We start from the raw sequence: 19907 nt of genomic DNA, 5'->3' as shown, positions 1-19907 counted from the left end.
CGCAAGGACGTAAAAAAAGCTTCCTCAGGGAAGCTTTTTTTATGGGATGACGCGGGCTTATTTCTTCACGCACTGATGCTGACGACGACGACGCATCCAGACGAAGGCCACGCCCAGCAGCAAGGCCGCCACCACCGCCAGAATGCCGGCCTGACCGCGGTGCACCATGGTCATCAGCCACTCGCGATTGGCCGCGCCGTAATAGCCTAGATACACCCAGACCGGCACCGAAATCAGCGCGGCGAAGCCGTCCATCACCAGGAAACGCCAGTAGGAAATGCGGCGGGTCATGCCGGCGGTGATGAAGATGGGGGAACGCAGTCCAGGCAGGAAACGGGCGACGAACAGCACCCAATTGCCGTATTTTTCGAACTTTTCCTGCACCGCCTCGAAACGCTCCTGGGTCAGAATGCGCGCGATCGGCCGGAATTTCAGCACCCTGTTGCCGAATACTCGCCCGGCGGTGAACATGATGCCGTCGCCGGCCAGCACCCCGGCCATGCCGACGAAAAACATCCAATGCACATTGGTGTAGCCGAGGCCGGAAATGATGCCTCCGGCCACCAAGGTGATGTCCTCGGGAATCGGCACGCCGAAACCGCATACCAGCAACACGGTGAATACGGCGATGTAGCCGTAGCCAGTGAAAAAATCGAGAAGTATTTGCAGAGTGTCCATTTTGTTCCGCTTGCCGCCATGTCTCCGTTCAGGACGATCCTGGCGCGGCTGCGTTATCGGGGTACATCACCAGGGGCTTATAATAGCACACCTCCAACGCAGACTTTCTTGACATGACTCGCCCTATCCAGGTGGAAATCCACCGCGCCGCCATCCGCCACAACTACCTGCTATCCCGCGCCCAAGCCCCGCAATCCAAGGCCTACGCCGTGCTCAAGGCCAATGCCTACGGCCATGGCCTGCTCGACGCGGTCCAGGCGCTGGCCGATGTCGCCGACGGCTTCGCCCTGCTCAATATCGAGGACGCCGTCCGCTTGCGCGAAGCCGGCGTCCAGCAGGATATCGTGCTGCTGGAAGGCGCCTTCGACGCCGAAGAGGCCGCGGCGATGGCGCATTACCGGTTGGGCGGCGCGATACATTCCCAACAACAGATAAGCTGGCTGGCCAAAGGTTCCGCCAAACAGCCGGTTTCCTGCTGGCTCAAGATCAATAGCGGCATGAACCGGCTGGGTTTCACGCCGGCGGAAGCCGCGCACGCGCTCGCTCAATTGCGCGCCTTGCCCGGCGCGCGCCTCGACGCCTTGATGACCCACTTCGCCACCGCCGACGACGACTACGGCGTCGCCGAGCAATGGGGACGCTTCCAGCCCTTGATCGCCCCCAGCGCCTTGCCGGTCAGCGCCGCCAACTCCGCCGCCTTGTTCCGCCACCCGCATACCCACGGCGCCGTCGTGCGCCCCGGCATCGTGCTCTACGGCTGTTCGCCCTTCGCCGACGTAGACGGCGCCGGCCTGGGCCTGCAAGCGGCGATGACGCTGAGCAGCCGCGTCATCGCGGTGCAAAAGGTGCCAGCCGGCGACGCCGTCGGCTACGGCCGCCGTCTGGTGGCCGAAGGCGAAATGCGCGTCGGCATCGTCGCCTGCGGCTATGCCGACGGCTATCCGCGCATCGCCGACAACGGCACGCCGGTCGCGGTGGACGGCCAGCCGACGGGTACGGTTGGCCGGGTGTCCATGGACATGCTGGCGGTGGATTTGAGCAAGCTGCCGCAAGCCGGCGTCGGCAGCCGGGTCGAACTATGGGGCCCGCAAGTGCCGATAGAACGCGTCGCGGCTGGCGCCGACACCCTGGGCTATGAACTGATGTGCGCGGTGGCGCCGCGAGTGCCGCGCCTCGTCCATAACTGAAGCCAGCAGCAAGCGGCCAGCAAACCCAAGGCGGCGCCGCTCCAATGCGCCGATACCAATACCGGCTCGCCACCGTTCCAGTACCCCGGGAACAGGCTCTGCCAAGCCAGCCGGCCCAACAAGGCGGCCAGCCACAGAGCGCGCCAGTTCGGCTGCGTCAGCGCCAGCGCCGCCCACCAGCAATACACCAGGCCGGAGGCGCCGACGAAGGCCTGCGGCGCCGGCCACAGCCATTGCATCGCGGCGATGGCCGGAGGCGCCGCCAAGGCCAGCGTCAGCAACAAGGGCGCCCTATCCCGCCCCAGCCACGCCAGCACCGCCAGCGCGGCGCTGTTGAGGCAGGCGTGGCGCGCGTCGGCGTGCACCCAGCCTCCGCTCAGCATCCGCCACCATTCCGCGGCGTTCCACGGCTCGAAGCGCCAGGCCAAAGCCGCCGCGCCCCAGGGCGCGGCCAGCGGCAGCAGCGCGGCCAGGGCCAGCCATAACGACCGGCCGCCGGCCATGGACCTTAGCGCTTGCGGCGCCACAGCGCCGTCGCTCCCAGCGCCCCCAAGCCCAGCAACAGGGCCAGACCGCCTTCGTCCGCCGCCGCCACCGCGTTGCCGCGGCGCGCCACGTCGACGTACAGGGGATCATGGTCCGAAGAACGATAGGCGTCCGCCGCGTAGTACTTCTGCTGCTGTTCGGCGCTCTTGAACTCGCTGCTGTACTCCAGCGCCGTCGGCTCGTCGGCGTTGATGTGCCACTCGCCCGCGGCCAGCACCATGGCGCTCAGCGGCTTGTCGGCCAAGGCGTGGTCCAGATTGCCGGATTCTCCGTTGAACACATAGGAGTAAGCGTCGCGGCTCCAGCGCGCCAACAGATTGTTGAAGCCGGCGCTTTCAAACGCGCGGATCGGATCTTCCTTGGCGTAGGAGTTCATATCGCCCAGCAACAACATGCCGTCGTTGGGGCCGGGCTGCGGGCGGGTGGCGTACCAGGCCATCAGATCGCGCACCGCCTGCACCCGGGTCAGATTGCAATTGCCCTGGCCGTCGCCCTTGTCCACATCGGCCTGGCCGTCCACCACCACGTCGGCGCAGCTGCTGCCCTTGGACTTCAGATGATTGACCGCCACGGTGACCCGGGTCTTGCTCTTGGCGTCCAGCACAAAGGTCTGCAGCAGCGCCGGCCGGTTCTTCTGCGGATTGCCTATCGTCCTGACCTCGGCCTTGCCTTGCGCCGTCACCGCGGCCGGACGGTAGATCAGGCCGGTGGTGATCGCGTCGCTGCCCACCTGCGGCAGGCCGGGATTGGCGAACTGGTATTGCTTGGGCTGCGACTGGCCCTGATTCAAGGCGTTGACCAGATCCTGGATCGCCGAATAGCGGTCGAAACCGTCGTTCTCGATTTCCATCAGGCCCACCACGTCGGCGTCCAGCTGGCGAATCGCCGCCACGATCTTGGCGCGCTGGCGCTCGAAATCCTGCGGGGTCTTGGCGCCGCGCAGGGTTGGGAAGCCCTTGCCCTGACCGTCGCCGTTGAAGAAGTTGAGCACGTTGAAGCTGGCGAAGCGCACGCTCTCCGGCTGGCGCTTGGGCGCGCCCGGGCGCGGATTGCCGGCCGCGACGCGCGGCGCGGCCAGCGGTTGCAGCCGGTATTTGCCGAAGGCGTAGCTGACCACGCCGGTCACGCCGTCCAGACGGTCGCCGCTGCGCAGGGTGCGGCTGGCGGAGAGGCCGCCGGGCGCCGGCAGCCAGGCGTCGGCGTTCTGGATCTGCAAGCCGTCGTCCAGGGTCAGCTTGTCCAGCTGATTGGCCTCGCTCAACGCCTTGGCCTCGGCGCTGCCGGGCAGGAAGCGCTGGGTGGCGGTCCATAACCTGGGCCGGCTGGACAAGGTCAGTTCGCCGTAACGGCCGTAGTCGTAATTGGCGACGACGTGGACCGGGCCTTCCAGGCGCACGGCCATGCCGGCCAGCGCCTCCAGCTGGGCGCTGGACTGCAAGGGCAGCCGCAGGCTGGCGTAAGTCAGCGGCTCGCTGTAAGCGCACTGCTCCACCGCGGCGAGATTGGCCGGGGTGATCTGGGTTTCGCTGGCGGCGTCGCCCTTGCGGCTGTACTCGGACACCTTGCCGGTGACGCGCACCACGTCGCCGGGCTTGAGCGTCGGCGCGGCCAGGTTGCCGAGGAAGACGAACACGCCTTCCGAGGTGGCCGGATCGGCGTCCTGATCCCGCGCCTCTTCCTGCAGATAAAAGCCGCGCAGCTGGCCGGCGCCGGTGAAGGCGCCGCTGACCACGCCCTCTACGGTGACGGTCTTGCCTTGCAGCGGGCTGCCGATGACGCGGCCCTGCACATCATGGATCAAGGTGGCGCCGGCGGCGCCGCAAGCGGCCTGGGCCAGGGCCGGAATCGCCAGCGCCACTGCCATGGCGATGGGGCTCAAGGCCTTCAATGCGTTTGCTGTTTTCATGGTATGGATCATCACGAGCGTAAGGAGCGCTGATTCTAACCAGTGCGCAATGACAAAAAGATGTCATTAGATACAGTTGCACGCAAAGTCACTATCTGTATGTTTCACCTGAAAACAGTAAGCGCCGTTTCTTTCCCCATTCAGGCAATAAAAAAACGCCAAACAAATAATGTCTGGCGTTTTCGTGCTGACGCCGGCGCAAGCCGGCTGTCGCGATCAGGCGACTCTCTGGATGGCCGCCGCGATGGATTGCGCCCACTGATCGGCCAGCGCCTTATCGTCGGCCTCCACCATCACCCGCACCACCGGCTCGGTGCCGGACGGGCGCAACACCACGCGGCCGCGGCCTTGCAGCGCCTGTTCGGCGGCGGCCAGCGCTTCCGCGGACGCGCCCTTCCAGTCGCAGCCGTTGTGACGGACATTGATCAGCGTCTGCGGATAGGGCTGCCAGTCGCTGCAGGCGTCGGCCAGGCTCATGCCCAGATCGGTCAGGCTGGCCAGCACTTGCAGGCTGGAGATGATGCCGTCGCCGGTGGAATGGCAATCCAGGCACAGGATGTGGCCGGAAGCTTCGCCCCCCACCTGCCAGCCCTGGCCGTGCAGCATTTCCAATACGTAGCGGTCGCCCACCTTGGCGCGGCCGAAGGCCACGCCCTGCTTGTTCAGCGCCAGTTCCATCGCCAGATTGGTCATCACCGTGCCCACCACGCCGCCCTTGAGCTCGCCCTTGGCCGCGCGCGCCTTGGCGATCACGTAGATCAGCTGATCGCCGTCGTACACCGTGCCCTCGCGGTCCACCATGATCAGGCGGTCGCCGTCTCCGTCCAGCGCGATGCCGTAATCGGCGTGATGCTCCAGCACCGCCACCTGCAAGGTCTTGGGATAGGTGGCGCCCACCTTCTCGTTGATGTTGTAGCCGTCCGGCTCGCCGCCTATGGTCACCACCTCGGCGCCCAGTTCGTGGAACACCTTGGGCGCCACGTGGTAGGTGGCGCCGTGGGCGCAATCCACCACCAGTTTCAAACCCTTGAGGTCGCGGTCGTTGGGGAAGCTGCTCTTGCAGAATTCAATGTAGCGTTCCACCGCGCCTTCGATGCGGCGCACCCGGCCCAGCTCTTCGGACGGATTGGTCGCCATCGGCTGCTCCAGCATCGCCTCGATTTCCAGTTCGACGGCGTCGTCCAGTTTCTTGCCGCCTTCGGCGAAGAACTTGATGCCGTTATCCTGGAAGGGATTGTGCGAGGCGGAGATCATCACCCCGGCCTCCAGGCGCAGCGCGCGGGTCAGGTAGGCGATGCCCGGCGTCGGCAGCGGGCCGGTCAGCAGCACATTGACGCCGGCGGCGGAAAAGCCGGCCTGCAGCGCGGCTTCCAGCATATAGCCGGAAATCCGGGTGTCCTTGCCTATCAGCACCGTCGGACGATGCCCCTTGTCGTGGTCCACCAGCACGCGGCCAGCGGCATAGCCCAGTTTCATCACGAATTCCGGCGTGATCGGGAATTGACCGACCTCGCCGCGCACGCCATCGGTGCCAAAGTATTTACGGCTCATGTTTTTCTCTCGAATCCGGCCGGCTTCAGGCCAACCGCGGTAATCGCTACGCAGGCTATTGTGCGCCAGACACCGCGCTCAGTTCAAACTTTCCACAGCATCCAGCACTTGCAAGGCCTGATGCGTGGCCTTGACGTCGTGCACGCGGATGATGCGCGCGCCGCGCCGCGCCGACTCCAGCGCCACGGCCACACTGGCGCCCAGGCGCTCCGCCGGCACCGCTTCGCCGGTGATCGCGCCCAGCATGGATTTGCGGCTCAAGCCCACCAGCAGCGGCGCGCCGGCGGCGCGCTCGATCCCGGGCAGGCCCCGCAACAGGGCCAGATTGTGCTCCAGCGTCTTGCCGAAGCCAAAGCCGGGGTCCACCAGCAAACGCTCGCGGATCACGCCGGCGTCCAGACACAGCCGGACGCGCCGCGCCAGATAGTCGGCCACTTCGGCCACCACGTCCGCGTATTCCGGACGGTCCTGCATGGTGTCCGGATTGCCCTGTTTGTGCATCAGGCAGATCGCCGCGTCCGCGCCCGCCACCAATTCCAGCGCGCCCGCGTCTTCCAGCGCCGACACGTCGTTGACCAGGTCCACCGCGCCCAAGGCCAGCGCCTCGCGCATCACCGCCGCGCGGCGGGTGTCCAGCGACAGCGGCGCGCCGATGTCGCGCAGACGCTCCAGCACCGGCAGCACCCGCTCCATCTCCTGTTCCGGGCTGACATGGGGCGCGTTGGGCCGCGTCGATTCGCCGCCGATGTCTAGAATGGCCGCGCCTTCGGCCAGCATCCGCTCGGCGTGGCGCAAAGCCTGGTCCAGCGCGTTGAAGCGGCCGCCGTCGGAGAAGGAGTCCGGCGTGACGTTCAGAATGCCCATCACCAAGGGACGGGACAGATCGAGCGTGAAGCGCCCGCATTGCAAAGAGGGTTTCATGATCTGACTGCGCTCATGGATGGGGGGAGGATGTCGCAAAAAAACCGGGCAAGCCTGTCTAGGCTTGCCCGGCTTCGTCGCTTAAGGACTCAGACTTCCTGCGCCGGATCGGCGGTCGGCTCGGCGGCCGGCGGAGTCGGTTTGTCTTCCTGCGGCTTGGCCGCGAAACCGGCGCCCGGCTTGGGCGGACGCGGCGGCTTGCCGTCCATCAGATCGTTGATCTGATCGGCGTCTATGGTTTCCCATTCCAGCAGCGCGGCGGTCATCGCCTCCACCTTGTCGCGGTTCTCTTCCAACAGACGGCGCGCCAGCGCGTACTGCTCGTCGATGATGCGGCGGATTTCAGCGTCCACCTGCTGCATGGTGGCTTCGGACAGATTCTTGTGGGTGGTGATGGAACGGCCGAGGAAGACTTCGCCCTCGTTCTCGCCGTAAACCATCGGACCCAGCTTGTCGCTCATGCCGTAGCGGGTCACCATGTCGCGCGCCATTTGCGTGGCGCGCTCGAAGTCGTTGGAAGCGCCGGTGGTCATCTGGTTCATGAACAGCTCTTCCGCGATGCGGCCGCCGAACAGAATGGCGACGCGGTCCAGCAGATAACCGCGGTCGTAGGCGAAGCGGTCCTGCTCCGGCAGCTGCATGGTCACGCCCAGCGCGCGGCCGCGCGGGATGATGGTGACCTTGTGCACCGGGTCCGCCTTGGGCAGCAGCTTGGCGACGACGGCATGGCCGGACTCGTGATAAGCGGTGTTGCGCTTTTCCTCGTCGGTCATCACCATGCTGCGGCGCTCGGCGCCCATCATGATCTTGTCCTTGGCTGACTCCAGATCCTCCATGTCCACCAGGCGCTTGTTGCGGCGCGCGGCGAACAGGGCGGCTTCGTTGATCAGGTTGGCGAGGTCGGCGCCGGAGAAGCCCGGCGTGCCGCGCGCGATCACCTCGGCGTTGACGTCGGCGGCGATCGGCACCTTGCGCATGTGCACGCCCAGGATCTGTTCGCGGCCGCGGATGTCCGGCAGCGGCACCACCACCTGGCGGTCGAAACGGCCCGGACGCTGCAGCGCCGGGTCCAGCACGTCCGGACGGTTGGTCGCGGCGATCACGATCACGGTGGAATTGGTGTCGAAACCGTCCATCTCCACCAGCAGTTGGTTCAAGGTCTGCTCGCGTTCGTCGTTGCCGCCGCCGAGTCCGGCGCCGCGCTGACGGCCGACCGCGTCGATCTCGTCGATGAAGATGATGCACGGCGAGTTCTTCTTGGCCTGCTCGAACATGTCGCGCACGCGGGCCGCGCCCACGCCGACGAACATTTCAACGAAGTCGGAACCGGAGATGCTGAAGAACGGCACCTTGGCTTCGCCGGCGATGGCCTTGGCCAGCAAGGTCTTGCCGGTGCCGGGCGAGCCGGCCAGCAAGATGCCGCGCGGAATGCGGCCGCCCAGGCTCTGGTAGCGGGAAGGATCGCGCAGGTAATCGACGATCTCCTTCACCTCCTCCTTGGCCTCGTCGCAACCTGCGACGTCGGCGAAGGTGACGGTGTTGGCGTCCTGGTCCAGCATTCTGGCCTTGCTCTTGCCGAAGGAGAACGCGCCGCCCTTGCCGCCGCCCTGCATCTGGCGCATGAAGAACACCCAGACGCCGATCAGCAACAGCATCGGGAACCAGCTGATGAAAATATTCATCAGCATGGACGGCTCTTCTTCCGGCTTGGCGGAGAAGCGGACGTTGTTTTTGATCAGGTCGTCGACCAGCTGCGGGTCGTAAGGCGCGTAGGTGCTGAACGCGGAGCCGTCGGTCAGCTTGCCTTTCAGCCATTGCCCGCGCAGCGGGTGGCCTTCTATGGTCAGGGACTGGACCTTGCCGGATTCGACATCGCTGATGAACTGCGAATACTCAAGCTGATTCTGGGTATCCTGACGCTTGTTGAACTGATTGAATACCGTCATCAGTACCAAACCGATGATGACCCATATCGCGATGTTTTTGCCGATATTGTTCACGAGTAGCGGACTCCTCTGTGCCCTGACTTTTTGGTTGCTTGTCTAGATATTTGCTTTGATTGTACGCCGCGAGCCACTTTATGTCAGCGTCGGCCTTTGCCCAGCAGGTAAATTTCGCTGGAACGGTCGCGCGACGCTTTCGGCTTGCGGGTGACTACCTCGTCGAACAGCTCGCGCATGGACTTGAGATAGGCTTGGAAATCGCTGCCCTGGAACACTTTGACGAGAAAATGGCCGCCAGGTTTCAAATGATCTCGCGCAAATTCCAGCGCCAGCTCGCACAGCAGGAAACTCCTGGCCTGGTCGATGGCGCTCATGCCTGACATATTGGGCGCCATATCGGAAATTACAAGGTCCAATTCGCGGCCGCCGAGCAATTGCACGAATTGCGCCAGCACCTCTTCCTCGCGGAAGTCGCCCTGGATGAAGTCGACGCCGGGCACCGGGTCCATGTCCAGGATGTCGAGCGCGAACACCTTGCCGCCGTCGCCGACGATGCGCGCCGCCACCTGCGACCAGCTGCCGGGCGTGGAGCCCAGATCGGCCAGCACCGTGCCGGGGCGGATCAGCTTGTCCTTGTCGTTGATTTCCAGCAGCTTGTAAGCGGCCCGCGCGCGGTAACCGTCTTTCTGCGCCTGGTTGACGTAGGGATCGTTGACGTGTTCCTGCAGCCAGCCATTGCTGCTCTTGCTTCTAGCCATTGCGCTATGCTCTCAAAGGTGGGCAACAGGCCAGCCGCGCTATCCTGTTGTTTTTCATTTATTTTAGGTCCGGACTTTGGGAAAGCGCCCAACTCGAGTAGAATCGGCTTTTGCTTTGTAAATCCGTATTTCTCATGAAAATTGAACTCAAGCCGTTCCAGCGCAAGTATCTGCAGGGACTGGCGCACGGCCTCAACCCGGTGGTGATGATAGGCAACAACGGCCTGACCGAAGCGGTGATCCGCGAAGTCGCCATCAATCTGGACGCCCACGAACTGATCAAGGTTCGCGTGCTGGGCGACGACCGCGAAGCGCGCGTCGCCATGTTCGAGCAGATCTGCGAAGACCTGGGCGCCGCCCCGGTCCAGCACATCGGCAAGCTGCTGGTGCTGTGGCGCCCCAGCGATAAAGAGCGCATCGTTCTGCCCAAGAACAAGCAGGCGCTGAAGGGCTGAACGCCGTTAGCGGCGATCGCGCTTCGTAGAAAAGCGGTGGCATGCCACCGCTTTTGTTTTGTCCGCTCCCAAGGGAGCGCTACGGCGAACAGTCGCTTAATCGTTGCGCCAGACGTAGACCAAGCCCATCAGGCTCTGCACCAGATAGATCAGGCTGGAAATCGCGTGCCAGGTGGCGAAGCCGCCGCCGAACAGGCCTTCGGCCGCATGATTCATCTGCGCCTTGAGATTGGCGATGATGGGGGTGACGGCGAAGTGATTGATCAGCGTGCAGGCCAGCATGCCCATCACCAGCCAGAAACCGCTTTCCTTGACCCCGGCCGCGCCGTTGCGGCGGATATGGTCGACCAGCAGGATAGCCCCGCACACCAGCCCCACCCAGGCGATGCTGGCGAACAGCTTGCCCGCCACCATGCCGGCGGTGACCCGATCCAGCATGGCGAACAGCACCGGCGCCACGATGATGCCTATCACCCACAAGCCGCCAATCCAGAACGTCTTGGCAATGGAACGCAACCCATCCATGTCTCAGCCCCTCTCCCGCGCCGCGCCGCGCGCGGACCGCCAAGCCCGCGCGCCGGCGGGATTCAGATGTATTTGACGTCGAGCACTTCGTATTCGCGAATACCGCCCGGGGCCACCACTTCGGCCACGTCGCCGGCTTCCTTGCCGATCAGCGCGCGCGCGATCGGGGAGTTCACCGACACCTTGCACACCTTGATGTCGGCCTCGTCGTCGCCGACGATCTGGTAGGTGACGTTTTCCTCGCTCTCCAGATCCATCAGCTCGACGGTGGCGCCGAACACCACGCGGCCGTCGGCGTCCAACTCGGCCGGGTTCACGATCAGCGCGTTGGAAATCTTGCCTTCCAGTTCGGCGATACGGCCTTCGACAAAGCCCTGACGCTCCTTGGCGGCGTCGTATTCGGCGTTCTCGGACAGGTCGCCATGCGAGCGAGCCTCGGCAATCGCCTCGATCACGGCCGGACGTTCCACGCTCTTGAGGCGCTGCAGCTCTTCTTTCAGCAGCTCTGCACCGCGCACGGTCAACGGGACTTTGATCATTTCAGAATTCTCTCCAGAGGCGGCATCCGCCTTCATCAAAAGCACAAGCCGCCGTACTGGACGGCGGCTTGAAGTAGCGGGTTATGGGAGGGATTGTAACGGCAAACCCCTCCCGCTTCCAAGCCCCCGCGTCAGGACTCAGCCCTGAATCTGGCTGTGCAGTTCCTGCACGCTGTAGACATCGAACTCCTCGGCGTGGGCCATGCCCACGCACACCGCCTTGGCGCCGGCCAGGGTGGTGTATTGCGGAATCCGCGCCTGCAGCGCCGAACGGCGGATGGAGTGGCTGTCCTGAATCGCCTGGCGCTTCTCGTCCACGGTATTGATCAGCAGATCGATTTCCGAGTTCTTGATCATGTCGACGATGTGCGGGCGGCCTTCATTGACCTTGTTGACCACCTGCACCACGATGCCGGCGGCGGACAGATGCTTGGCGGTGCCGCGCGTCGCGCAGACGCCGAAGCCCAGGCGCTGCAGTTCGCGCGCCACTTCCACCGCGCCGTTCTTGTCGCTGTCGCGGACGGACAGGAAGACCTTGCCGGTCTTGGGCAGGCGGTCGCCGGCGCCCAGCTGGCCCTTGACGTAGGCTTCGGCGAAGGTCTTGCCCACGCCCATCACCTCGCCGGTGGACTTCATTTCCGGCCCCAGGATGGTGTCCACGCCGGGGAACTTGATGAAGGGGAAGACCGCTTCCTTCACCGCGTAGAACGGCGGAATCACTTCCTTGGTGAAGCCCTGCTCGTTGAGGCTGATGCCGGCCATCGCCCGCGCGGCGATCTTGGCCAGCGGCGCGGAAGTCACTTTGGAGACGAAGGGCACGGTGCGGCTGGCGCGCGGATTCACTTCCAGCACGTAGATGGTGTCGCCCTGGATGGCGAACTGCACGTTCATCAGGCCGATCACGTTCAGCGCGCGGGCCATGGCCACGGTCTGGCGGCGGATTTCATCCTGCACCGCCGGGAACAGGCTGTACGGCGGCAGCGAGCAGGCGGAGTCGCCGGAGTGAACGCCGGCCTGCTCCACGTGCTGCATGATGCCGCCGATCACCACGTTCTCGCCGTCGGACACGCAGTCCACGTCGACTTCGATGGCGTCGTTGAGGAAGCGGTCCAACAGCACCGGGCTGTCGTTGGACACCTTCACCGCCTCGCGCATATAGCGCTCCAGGTCGGCCGGCTCGTGGACGATTTCCATCGCGCGGCCGCCCAGCACGTAGGACGGGCGCACCACCAGCGGGTAGCCGATTTCCTCGGCCAGCTTCATCGCTTCGGCCGGCGCGCGCGCGGTGCGGTTGGGCGGCTGCTTCAGGCCCAGCTCGTTCAGCAGCTTCTGGAAGCGCTCGCGGTCCTCGGCGGCGTCTATCATGTCCGGCGTGGTGCCGATGATGGGCACGCCGTTGGCTTCCAGCGCGCGCGCCAGTTTCAACGGAGTCTGGCCGCCGTACTGGACGATGACGCCGAACGGTTTTTCGATGCGGCAGATTTCCAGCACGTCTTCCAGCGTCAGCGGCTCGAAATACAGGCGGTCCGAGGTGTCGTAGTCGGTGGACACGGTTTCCGGGTTGCAGTTGACCATGATGGTCTCGAAACCGGATTCGCGCAGCGCCAGCGCCGCGTGCACGCAGCAGTAGTCGAACTCGATGCCCTGGCCGATACGGTTGGGCCCGCCGCCCAGCACCATCACCTTCTTGCGGTCGGACGGATTGGATTCGCACTCTTCCTCATAGGTCGAGTACATATAGGCGGTATTGGTGGCGAACTCGGCGGCGCAGGTGTCCACGCGCTTGTACACCGGGTGCAGGCTCAAGCTCCAGCGCTTGGCGCGCACCGCAGCCTGATCCGAGCCCAGCAGCTCGCCCAGACGGCGGTCGGAGAAACCCTTGCGCTTCAGGCGGCGCAATTCGGCGTAGTCCAGTTCTTCCACCTTGCGGCCGGCCAGCGCTTGTTCTTCGCCGATCAGGTCTTCGATCTGGGCCAGGAACCAGGGATCGATCTTGCTGACCGCGTGGATATCGTCGCGGCTCATGCCGATGCGGAAGGCGTCGGCCACGTACAAGATGCGTTCCGGTCCCGGCGTGCCCAGTTCGTGGCGGATCGCCGCTTCGTCGCTGGTCACCGGGTCGAAGCCGGCCAGGCCGGTTTCCAGGCCGCGCAACGCTTTCTGCATCGATTCCTGCAAGGTGCGACCCATCGCCATCACCTCGCCCACCGACTTCATCTGGGTGGTCAGGCGGTCGTCGGCCTGTGGGAATTTCTCAAAGGCGAAACGCGGAATCTTGGTGACCACGTAGTCGATGGACGGCTCGAAGGAGGCCGGGGTGGCGCCGCCGGTGATGTCGTTCTTCAGTTCGTCCAGCGTGAAGCCCACCGCCAGTTTGGCGGCGATCTTGGCGATGGGGAAACCGGTGGCCTTGGACGCCAGCGCCGAGGAACGCGACACGCGCGGGTTCATTTCGATGACGATCATCTCGCCGGTGGCCGGATTGGTGGCGAACTGCACATTGGAGCCGCCGGTGTCCACGCCGATCTCGCGCAGCACCGCCAGGCTGGCGTTGCGCATGATCTGGTATTCCTTGTCGGTCAGCGTCTGCGCCGGCGCCACGGTGATGGAGTCCCCGGTGTGCACGCCCATCGGATCGAAGTTTTCGATGGAGCAGATGATGATGCAGTTGTCGTTCTTGTCGCGCACCACCTCCATCTCGTACTCTTTCCAGCCCAGCACCGATTGTTCGATCAGCAGCTCATGGGTGGGCGAGGCTTCGAAGCCGCGCTCGCAGATGGCCAGGAATTCTTCGCGGTTGTAGGCGATGCCGCCGCCGGAGCCGCCCATGGTGAAGGACGGGCGGATCAGCGTCGGGAAGCCCACCTTGGACTGCGCTTCCAGCGCCGCCGCCAGGGTGTGGCAAACAAAGGACAGCGGGCAGGACAGGCCGATCTTGGCCATGGCCTCCTTGAAGCGGCCGCGGTCTTCGGCCTTGTCGATGGCGTCCTCGGTGGCGCCGATCAGCTCCACCTTGTATTTTTCCAGCACCCCGTTCTTGGCCAGGTCCAGCGCGCAGTTGAGCGCGGTCTGCCCGCCCATGGTCGGCAGGATGGCGTCCGGACGCTCCTTGGCGATGATTTTTTCCACCACCTTCCAGGTGATGGGTTCGATGTAGGTGACATCGGCCATGTCCGGGTCGGTCATGATGGTGGCCGGGTTGGAGTTCACCAGAATGACTTTGTAGCCCTCTTCGCGCAGGGCCTTGCACGCTTGCGCGCCGGAGTAGTCGAATTCGCAGGCCTGGCCGATGACGATGGGGCCGGCTCCGATGATCAGAATGCTTTTGAGGTCGCTACGCTTTGGCATGGTTCTACTCTTTATGATTGCATTTTGTGTGCCGCGAAGCCCGGACGCCTGAGACGCCCGGCCGCTTCGCGGCGAATATTAAATCTCTGCCTTACAGGCTGGCCGCGGCCAGTTTGGCGCCGAAGCCGACGAACAGCGCGCCCACCGAGCCGCCCAGCGCCGCGCTCAGCTTGCGCCGGCGGCGGAAAGCCTGGGCCAGCCGGTGGCCGGCGACGATCAGCGCGGTCAGATACAGCGTGCTGCACACTTCCACGATCAGCCCCAGCGCGACGAAGGTCAGCGCCGGATGCGGGTAGGCGGGATCGACGAACTGGACGAAGAAGGACACGAAAAACAGGATGGCCTTCGGATTCATCAGGCTGATCAGCAAGGCTTTGACGAAGGGATTTTCCTCGCCCACCAACACCGACTTGGCCTCGGCGGCTTCGCCGCGGGCGGCGCGGCGCCAGGCCGTCAACGCGCCGCGCAGCATATTGAAGCCCAGCCAGGCCAGGTAGCCGCCGCCCAGGTACTTGACCACGGCGAACAGCGCCGGATTGGCCTTCAGCAGGCCGGCCGCGCCGGTGGCCGCCAGCGTCATCAGGATGAAGTCCCCGATGATGATGCCGCCGGCGCCGGCAAAGCCGGCGCGGGTGCCGCGCTGCGCCGCCACCGACAGCACATACATGGAGTTGGGCCCCGGCAGCAATACGATGAGCACGGCGCCCAGCAGATAGGTGGTGAGATCGGTAATCCCCAGCATGTTCCCGCTCCCCGGCTTAAACGCGTTCCGCCATCGAGGCGATGAAGCGATCGAACAGATAGGCGACGTCTTCCGGGCCCGGACTGGCTTCCGGATGGCCTTGGAAGGAGAAGGCCGGACGGTCGGTCAGCGCGATGCCCTGCACCGTGCCGTCGAACAACGAACGATGGGTGACGCGCACATTGGCCGGCAAGCTGGTTTCGTCCACTTGGAAACCGTGGTTCTGGCTGGTGATCATCACCCGGCCGCTGTCCAGGTCCTGCACCGGGTGGTTGGCGCCGTGGTGGCCGAACTTCATCTTGGACGTCTTGCCGCCGCTGGCCAGGCCCAGCAGTTGATGGCCGAGGCAGATGCCGAACACCGGCAGCTTGGCGTCCAGGATGTCGCGGATGGCCGCGATCGCGTAATCGCAGGGCTCCGGATCGCCGGGGCCGTTGGACAGGAAGACGCCGTGCGGATTCAGCGCCAGCACGTCGGCGGCCGGGGTCTTGGCCGGCACCACGGTCAGCTGGCAGCCGCGCTCGGCCAGCATGCGCAGGATGTTGTGCTTGACGCCGAAGTCGTAGGCGACCACATGGAAACGGGTGGATGCCTGCACCTGATAGCCGGCGCCCAATTTCCACTCGCGCTCGGTCCAGGCGTAAGGCTTGTCGCAGCTGACCACCTGGGCCAGATCCTGCCCTGCCATGGAGCCGAAGCCGCGCGCCAGTTCCAGCGCGCGCGCCTCATCGACGTCCCCGGCCATCACGCAGCCGGCCTGAGCGCCCTTCTCGCGCAGGATGCGAGTCAGACGGCGGGTGTCGATGTCGGCGATGGCGACGACATTGTGCCGCTTCAGATAAGCGGACAAGGAGTCTTCGGCGCGGAAGTTGCTGTGCAGCAGCGGCAGATCGCGAATGATCAGGCCGGATGCAAAAACGGCGCGAGATTCGGTGTCTTCCGAATTCGCGCCGACGTTGCCGATATGGGGATAAGTCAGGGTGACGATCTGTTTGGTATAGGAGGGGTCGGTCAAAATCTCCTGATAGCCGGTGATGGCGGTATTGAAAACCACCTCGCCCACCGTATGTCCGGCGGCCCCGATAGCACTGCCCTTGAACACGGTGCCATCGGCCAAGACAAGGATTGCGGGTACGGTTGACACAAGCTGCTCCTATTGCGTTTGCGGCGGGTAAGGAAAAACCGGCTGCGCCGGTTTTTGTTGACCCCCTCCGCCGGCCCGGCCGCCTCGCTCGCGCAAGGCCTCCGCCGCGACAGATGGGATCTGTCCCTACCCTAAGTTTTCGAATTGCTTTATGTGAAGAACGGGACTCGATGCCTGGCGCATCAGTCCCGTTTGGTTAAACCTTTCTATAGTAACGCTGTACCGGAAAAATCACAAGAAAATTCGATAACATGACAAATGAACCGTCATCAAGCCCCTGGACGAATCTGCCATTGCACGCTGGTCGGTCCGCTCGGTTTGCCCAGCATCAGCATCAACGGTTTCAAGGCGTCGTATTTTTCCGGCGGGCTGTCGGCGCTGCCGGCCAGCGAGAACGCCGCCCCCGGCTGCCACTGCCCCTGGCCGCTCAGATTCAAGGGGCCGTCCAGCGTCGCCACGTTCAAGGCCACGCCCGCGCCGGCGCCGTTGACGTCCATTTGGTAGGAGCCGAACGGCGACAACGGGCTCAAGGGCGAGGCCGCGCCCAGCCAGCTGAGCTGCAGATTGCCGGCCAGTTGCCCGCCCTTGCGGCTGAACTGGCCGACCTTGAGCTGCAGATCGCCGCCCAAGCGCGCCGCCTGCCAGGTCTTGGACAGATTCGCCAAAGCCGCCACCGGCACCGTCAGGTTGACGCCGTTCACTTCCACGCCGCCCCAGCTCCACTCCAGCTTGCCGTCCTGACCGTCGCTCTCCAGCAGCCAGATCGCCCTCCCCGACAACAAGGCCTTGGGCTGAAAGCGCCAGCCTATCCGGCTCATCGGCAACACCTCGCCCTTATCGCCGACATAGACCAGCTGCGTCTTGCCCTGCCACACCGTGCCTTGCGCGCCGCTGAACTGCCAGCGCTCGCCGGTGGCGCGCAACAAGGGCAGCGACAGCAAACTCGCCGGCAAGGCGGCGATCAGGCCAGCCAGAAACAGCGCGCCCAATAGCGCGCCAATCAGCATTTTACGTTTCATGCGCCGCCTCCGGCGTGCGCCAGCAACGCCTTGATATGCACTTGGCCCGGCATCGGCTGCGCCTCCGCCCTCACGCTGAGCACGCGTACCTGATGCTGAGCCGCCAGCACGCCGGCCAGCTTGACCCAGGCGTCGAACGCCATCGTCCCCTCCATCGCCACGCCGGACTCGCCCTCCGGGCTCAGCTGCCAGCCGGCCTCGGACAAGCCTTGGCTCTGCGCCACCTGACGGATCACCGGCAAGAGTTCCTTGGCCGGCAGCGCCGCCTGCGCCGGCTGGCGCTTCAGTTGCTCGGCCTCCCGCGCCAGAGACTGCACATAGCTCAGCTCGGCTTGCAGCCGGGACGCGGCGGCGCGATTGCGCTCCACCGATTTGCCCGCCGGCTCCCAGACCCCGGCGTAGAGCACGCCGACGCCGAGCACCGCGGCCATCGCCAGCAGCAGCCCTTGTTCGCGACGGCTGCGCTGCCGCCAGTAGGCGGCGAATTGTTCACGGTATTGCTTCATTTCACGGCTCCCGGGACAGGCTGAGTTCTTTGGTCCCCTGCTGGGTGGCGGTCACGTCCAGGCGGATCTGCTTGGCCGCCAGTTGCCCGCGCCAGCGTTGCAGGGTTTCCGCCGGCACGTCCGCCACTTGCAGCTTGAGCCGGCCGCCGTCGTAGCTGAGGGAGCGGGTCTGCAGATCGCGGCCGCTGAGCGCGGCCAGCGCGCCCATCAGTTCCAAGGCGTCGTCGCGCGCCGGCTGGCCGTGACTCAATCGCAGCTTGTCCACCGCGCGCGTCATCGCCAGCGCGCTGCTGCCCGGCATCGCCTGACCGCCGATCCAGGGCTTGGCCGCGGCGCGGATGTCCGCCGACAGGCTTTGTTTCTGCCAGGCGTACCAAGCGGCCTGGCCCAGGGTCAGCGCCAGCTGCGCCGCCAGCAAGCCAACCAACACCAAGCCGGTCCGCCGCAGCGCCGGCCCCCAGTCGCGCCAGCGCCGATTGGCCGCCAGTTCGCCGTTGGCGAAGTCGAAAGCCTGTTGCGCCTGGCCCTGCCGCCAATCATGAGCGGCCAATTGCTTGGGCTCGCCTTGCCACGCCGGCAGGCGCGAGCCGATCAGGCCGGCCGCTTCGGCGCCGCACACGGTCAGGCTGGCCGGCGGCAGCTGCGCCGCCAGCCGCGCGAACAGCAGTTGTTCCGTCGTTTCGCCGCAGTAGGGCAGCCAGGCCGCGCGCGTGGCGCTCAAGCGCAGCAGCCAGCCCTCGCCGCCGCGCGCCACGCTCCAGCCGTCGCGCGCCGGCGGCGGCAACAGGCTTTCCTCCGGCAGGATGCGGTCGCACAGCCGCCCGGCGCTCTTGAGCATGGCCACGGCGCGGCGCACCGGAAAAGCCTCGGTCACCGCCACCGCCCGGCTGCCGTCCGGCAACTCCCCGCCGATGGCGTAAAGATTGGCGGAGGGATCGTTGATCAAGCCTTCTTCCAGGGCGAAACCCATCATCGCCGCCGTCGGCTGTTTGACCGAGGCCGGCAGCCGCGCCTGGGTGAACAGGGTGCGGCCGGCGGGCAGGATCAATTCGCAGCGATCGGCGCGCGGCCAGCCGGCCGGCGCGCTGTCGCCCTGAGCGCTGGGTTCGCCGCGCGCGCCCAATAGGGCCCAGGGCAGCCCCGGTTCGCTATCGGGCCAACCGGCCCGCAGATACAGTCTAAGCGTTGTCATTCTGGTTTCCGTTTCCCCTGGCCGGCGGAGGACGTCCCGCGCCGTCTTGCCGCCACAGCGTCTTCACCACGTTCATATTGCTGTAGATCAGCGCCCGCATTTCCAGCCGCGCCCGCTCCAGCCGGGCCGAGCTGTCCAGCATGAAGTAATTGGACGCCGCCGCGATATCGGTGTCGGCGATGATGCCCGGCGCCGGCAGCCGCGCCTTGAAATCGTTGGCGTCCTTGTAGTAATTGACCTTGCGCTGATTGAGCAGCACCAGCAGATTGCCTTCGCCCACGCCCGGCAGCAGCGTCTTCATCACCGCCGGCGTGGCGGTGTTGATGTTGATCTGGCTGACGTCGGCCGGCAAGGCGGCCACATGCGGCAGCAGCTTGTCCAAGACCTCCGGGGTGTAGCCCGGCAGCCAGCGCAGCATCTCCACCCGCAGCAAGGGGTAGCCGGGCAGGGCCGCGCCCGGCTCCGGCGGCCGGCCCTCTCCCGCCGGCTGGCTGGCGTCCTCCGGATCCTTGCCGCCGCGCAGTTGCTTGACCAGCGGTTCGGACAAGCGCGTGGGCAGGCCCAGCGTGGCCAATAGCCGCTTGTAGAACACCAGCTGGCGCGCATTGGTCTGACCGTTCTGCACCAGCGAATTCAGATTGAAGCGCCCTTGCAGATCGCTCAGCCGGCCGGACACGGTCACGCCCTGGGCCTCGGTCTGCGGCAAGGGCTGGGCCCACAGCTGCGACAGGGCCACCACGCCGTTGCCGGCCGCGCCGTTGTTGAAGCGCAGGATTTCCATCGCCCAGCCCAGGCCGGCGTCGGCCACCAGGCGCAGCTGGGCGCGATTGCGGTCGTTGTCGAGCTGGTGCCACCACAGGCCTTGCTGCCACAGCACCAGCGAGGCGGCGGTGGTGGCCAGCGCCACGATCAGCAAGGCCATGATCACCGCCATGCCGCGCTGCTTC

18 protein-coding genes are annotated in these 19907 nt (G+C 65.3%); 2 read left to right on the top strand and 16 right to left on the bottom strand.

Going from position 1 to position 19907, the window contains the following annotated elements; translation table 11 throughout:
* Positions 1–57 precede the first annotated feature (57 nt).
* Positions 58–678, bottom strand: coding sequence for a DedA family protein (locus ACODRW_RS00995; RefSeq protein ID WP_107800550.1), 621 nt, complete (start codon positions 676–678; stop codon positions 58–60).
* Positions 679–791: 113 nt separating this feature from the next.
* Between ACODRW_RS00995 and alr the strand changes: the two genes are divergently transcribed.
* The gene (gene alr / locus ACODRW_RS00990) at positions 792–1865 is read left to right on the top strand and encodes an alanine racemase (protein ID WP_235086633.1); all 1074 of its coding nucleotides are present in this window, start codon (positions 792–794) and stop codon (positions 1863–1865) included.
* On the opposite strand, the gene ACODRW_RS00985 is transcribed toward alr, so the two are convergent.
* The 6 genes from ACODRW_RS00985 to rlmE form a co-directional block, all read right to left on the bottom strand.
* Positions 1811–2368 (bottom strand): rhomboid family intramembrane serine protease, encoded by a 558-nt coding sequence (locus ACODRW_RS00985; protein ID WP_488904978.1) that lies wholly within the window; start codon positions 2366–2368, stop codon positions 1811–1813. The genes alr and ACODRW_RS00985 overlap by 55 nt on opposite strands.
* Before the next feature lie 5 nt (positions 2369–2373).
* Positions 2374–4317, bottom strand: a complete 1944-nt coding sequence (locus tag ACODRW_RS00980; RefSeq protein ID WP_488904977.1) for an ExeM/NucH family extracellular endonuclease — start codon at positions 4315–4317, stop codon at positions 2374–2376.
* A 216-nt stretch (positions 4318–4533) separates the two neighbouring features.
* Positions 4534–5868, bottom strand: coding sequence for a phosphoglucosamine mutase (glmM, locus tag ACODRW_RS00975; RefSeq protein ID WP_488904976.1), 1335 nt, complete (start codon positions 5866–5868; stop codon positions 4534–4536).
* 78 nt (positions 5869–5946) lie between these two features.
* Entirely contained in the window at positions 5947–6789 is an 843-nt protein-coding gene (folP, locus tag ACODRW_RS00970; RefSeq protein ID WP_488904975.1) for a dihydropteroate synthase, read from the bottom strand.
* Between the two features lie 89 nt (positions 6790–6878).
* Positions 6879–8789 (bottom strand): ATP-dependent zinc metalloprotease FtsH, encoded by a 1911-nt coding sequence (gene ftsH / locus ACODRW_RS00965; protein ID WP_107800556.1) that lies wholly within the window; start codon positions 8787–8789, stop codon positions 6879–6881.
* Positions 8790–8872: 83 nt separating this feature from the next.
* Positions 8873–9490, bottom strand: coding sequence for a 23S rRNA (uridine(2552)-2'-O)-methyltransferase RlmE (rlmE, locus tag ACODRW_RS00960; RefSeq protein ID WP_227104917.1), 618 nt, complete (start codon positions 9488–9490; stop codon positions 8873–8875).
* 134 nt (positions 9491–9624) lie between these two features.
* On the opposite strand from rlmE, the gene yhbY reads away from it, so the two are divergent.
* Positions 9625–9945: a ribosome assembly RNA-binding protein YhbY gene (gene yhbY / locus ACODRW_RS00955; protein ID WP_107800558.1), complete on the top strand. Its 321-nt coding sequence runs from the start codon at positions 9625–9627 to the stop codon at positions 9943–9945.
* A gap of 96 nt (positions 9946–10041) precedes the next feature.
* Here the strand turns inward: yhbY and ACODRW_RS00950 are convergent, their stop codons facing one another.
* The 9 genes from ACODRW_RS00950 to gspK form a co-directional block, all read right to left on the bottom strand.
* Positions 10042–10470, bottom strand: coding sequence for a DUF4149 domain-containing protein (locus ACODRW_RS00950; protein WP_043591328.1), 429 nt, complete (start codon positions 10468–10470; stop codon positions 10042–10044).
* A 62-nt stretch (positions 10471–10532) separates the two neighbouring features.
* Positions 10533–11009: a transcription elongation factor GreA gene (greA, locus tag ACODRW_RS00945; protein WP_048414210.1), complete on the bottom strand. Its 477-nt coding sequence runs from the start codon at positions 11007–11009 to the stop codon at positions 10533–10535.
* A gap of 138 nt (positions 11010–11147) precedes the next feature.
* On the bottom strand, positions 11148–14357 hold the full coding sequence (carB, locus tag ACODRW_RS00940) for a carbamoyl-phosphate synthase large subunit (protein WP_488904974.1): 3210 nt from the start codon (positions 14355–14357) through the stop codon (positions 11148–11150).
* Positions 14358–14448: 91 nt separating this feature from the next.
* Positions 14449–15099, bottom strand: a complete 651-nt coding sequence (gene leuE / locus ACODRW_RS00935; RefSeq protein ID WP_107800560.1) for a leucine efflux protein LeuE — start codon at positions 15097–15099, stop codon at positions 14449–14451.
* Positions 15100–15115: 16 nt separating this feature from the next.
* On the bottom strand, positions 15116–16243 hold the full coding sequence (carA, locus tag ACODRW_RS00930) for a glutamine-hydrolyzing carbamoyl-phosphate synthase small subunit (protein WP_107800561.1): 1128 nt from the start codon (positions 16241–16243) through the stop codon (positions 15116–15118).
* Positions 16244–16512: 269 nt separating this feature from the next.
* A complete protein-coding gene (locus ACODRW_RS00925; protein ID WP_107800562.1) occupies positions 16513–17262 on the bottom strand; it encodes a type II secretion system protein N in 750 nt (249 codons plus the stop codon).
* Positions 17259–17768 carry a type II secretion system protein M gene (locus ACODRW_RS00920; protein WP_107800563.1) on the bottom strand — a complete coding sequence of 170 codons (510 nt, stop codon included), beginning with the start codon at positions 17766–17768 and terminating at the stop codon, positions 17259–17261. The genes ACODRW_RS00925 and ACODRW_RS00920 overlap by 4 nt, the downstream gene beginning before the upstream one ends.
* Position 17769: 1 nt before the next feature.
* Positions 17770–18960, bottom strand: a complete 1191-nt coding sequence (gene gspL, locus ACODRW_RS00915; RefSeq protein ID WP_488904973.1) for a type II secretion system protein GspL — start codon at positions 18958–18960, stop codon at positions 17770–17772.
* Positions 18947–19894: a type II secretion system minor pseudopilin GspK gene (gspK, locus tag ACODRW_RS00910; protein ID WP_488904972.1), complete on the bottom strand. Its 948-nt coding sequence runs from the start codon at positions 19892–19894 to the stop codon at positions 18947–18949. The genes gspL and gspK overlap by 14 nt, the downstream gene beginning before the upstream one ends.
* Positions 19895–19907: the final 13 nt, after the last annotated feature.

The organism is Chromobacterium sp. FG89, assembly GCF_057808735.1.
This window is presented reverse-complemented; position numbering and strand designations above follow the sequence as displayed.

What these genes read in the sequence shown, in the direction of transcription:
- ACODRW_RS00995 (WP_107800550.1), bottom strand. Translation starts at nt 678, where the DNA reads ATGGACACTCTGCAAATACTTCTCGATTTTTTCACTGGCTACGGCTAC.
- alr (WP_235086633.1), top strand. Translation starts at nt 792, where the DNA reads ATGACTCGCCCTATCCAGGTGGAAATCCACCGCGCCGCCATCCGCCAC.
- ACODRW_RS00985 (WP_488904978.1), bottom strand. Translation starts at nt 2,368, where the DNA reads ATGGCCGGCGGCCGGTCGTTATGGCTGGCCCTGGCCGCGCTGCTGCCG.
- ACODRW_RS00980 (WP_488904977.1), bottom strand. Translation starts at nt 4,317, where the DNA reads ATGAAAACAGCAAACGCATTGAAGGCCTTGAGCCCCATCGCCATGGCA.
- glmM (WP_488904976.1), bottom strand. Translation starts at nt 5,868, where the DNA reads ATGAGCCGTAAATACTTTGGCACCGATGGCGTGCGCGGCGAGGTCGGT.
- folP (WP_488904975.1), bottom strand. Translation starts at nt 6,789, where the DNA reads ATGAAACCCTCTTTGCAATGCGGGCGCTTCACGCTCGATCTGTCCCGT.
- rlmE (WP_227104917.1), bottom strand. Translation starts at nt 9,490, where the DNA reads ATGGCTAGAAGCAAGAGCAGCAATGGCTGGCTGCAGGAACACGTCAAC.
- yhbY (WP_107800558.1), top strand. Translation starts at nt 9,625, where the DNA reads ATGAAAATTGAACTCAAGCCGTTCCAGCGCAAGTATCTGCAGGGACTG.
- ACODRW_RS00950 (WP_043591328.1), bottom strand. Translation starts at nt 10,470, where the DNA reads ATGGATGGGTTGCGTTCCATTGCCAAGACGTTCTGGATTGGCGGCTTG.
- greA (WP_048414210.1), bottom strand. Translation starts at nt 11,009, where the DNA reads ATGATCAAAGTCCCGTTGACCGTGCGCGGTGCAGAGCTGCTGAAAGAA.
- carB (WP_488904974.1), bottom strand. Translation starts at nt 14,357, where the DNA reads ATGCCAAAGCGTAGCGACCTCAAAAGCATTCTGATCATCGGAGCCGGC.
- leuE (WP_107800560.1), bottom strand. Translation starts at nt 15,099, where the DNA reads ATGCTGGGGATTACCGATCTCACCACCTATCTGCTGGGCGCCGTGCTC.
- ACODRW_RS00925 (WP_107800562.1), bottom strand. Translation starts at nt 17,262, where the DNA reads ATGAAACGTAAAATGCTGATTGGCGCGCTATTGGGCGCGCTGTTTCTG.
- ACODRW_RS00920 (WP_107800563.1), bottom strand. Translation starts at nt 17,768, where the DNA reads ATGAAGCAATACCGTGAACAATTCGCCGCCTACTGGCGGCAGCGCAGC.
- gspL (WP_488904973.1), bottom strand. Translation starts at nt 18,960, where the DNA reads ATGACAACGCTTAGACTGTATCTGCGGGCCGGTTGGCCCGATAGCGAA.
- gspK (WP_488904972.1), bottom strand. Translation starts at nt 19,894, where the DNA reads ATGGCGGTGATCATGGCCTTGCTGATCGTGGCGCTGGCCACCACCGCC.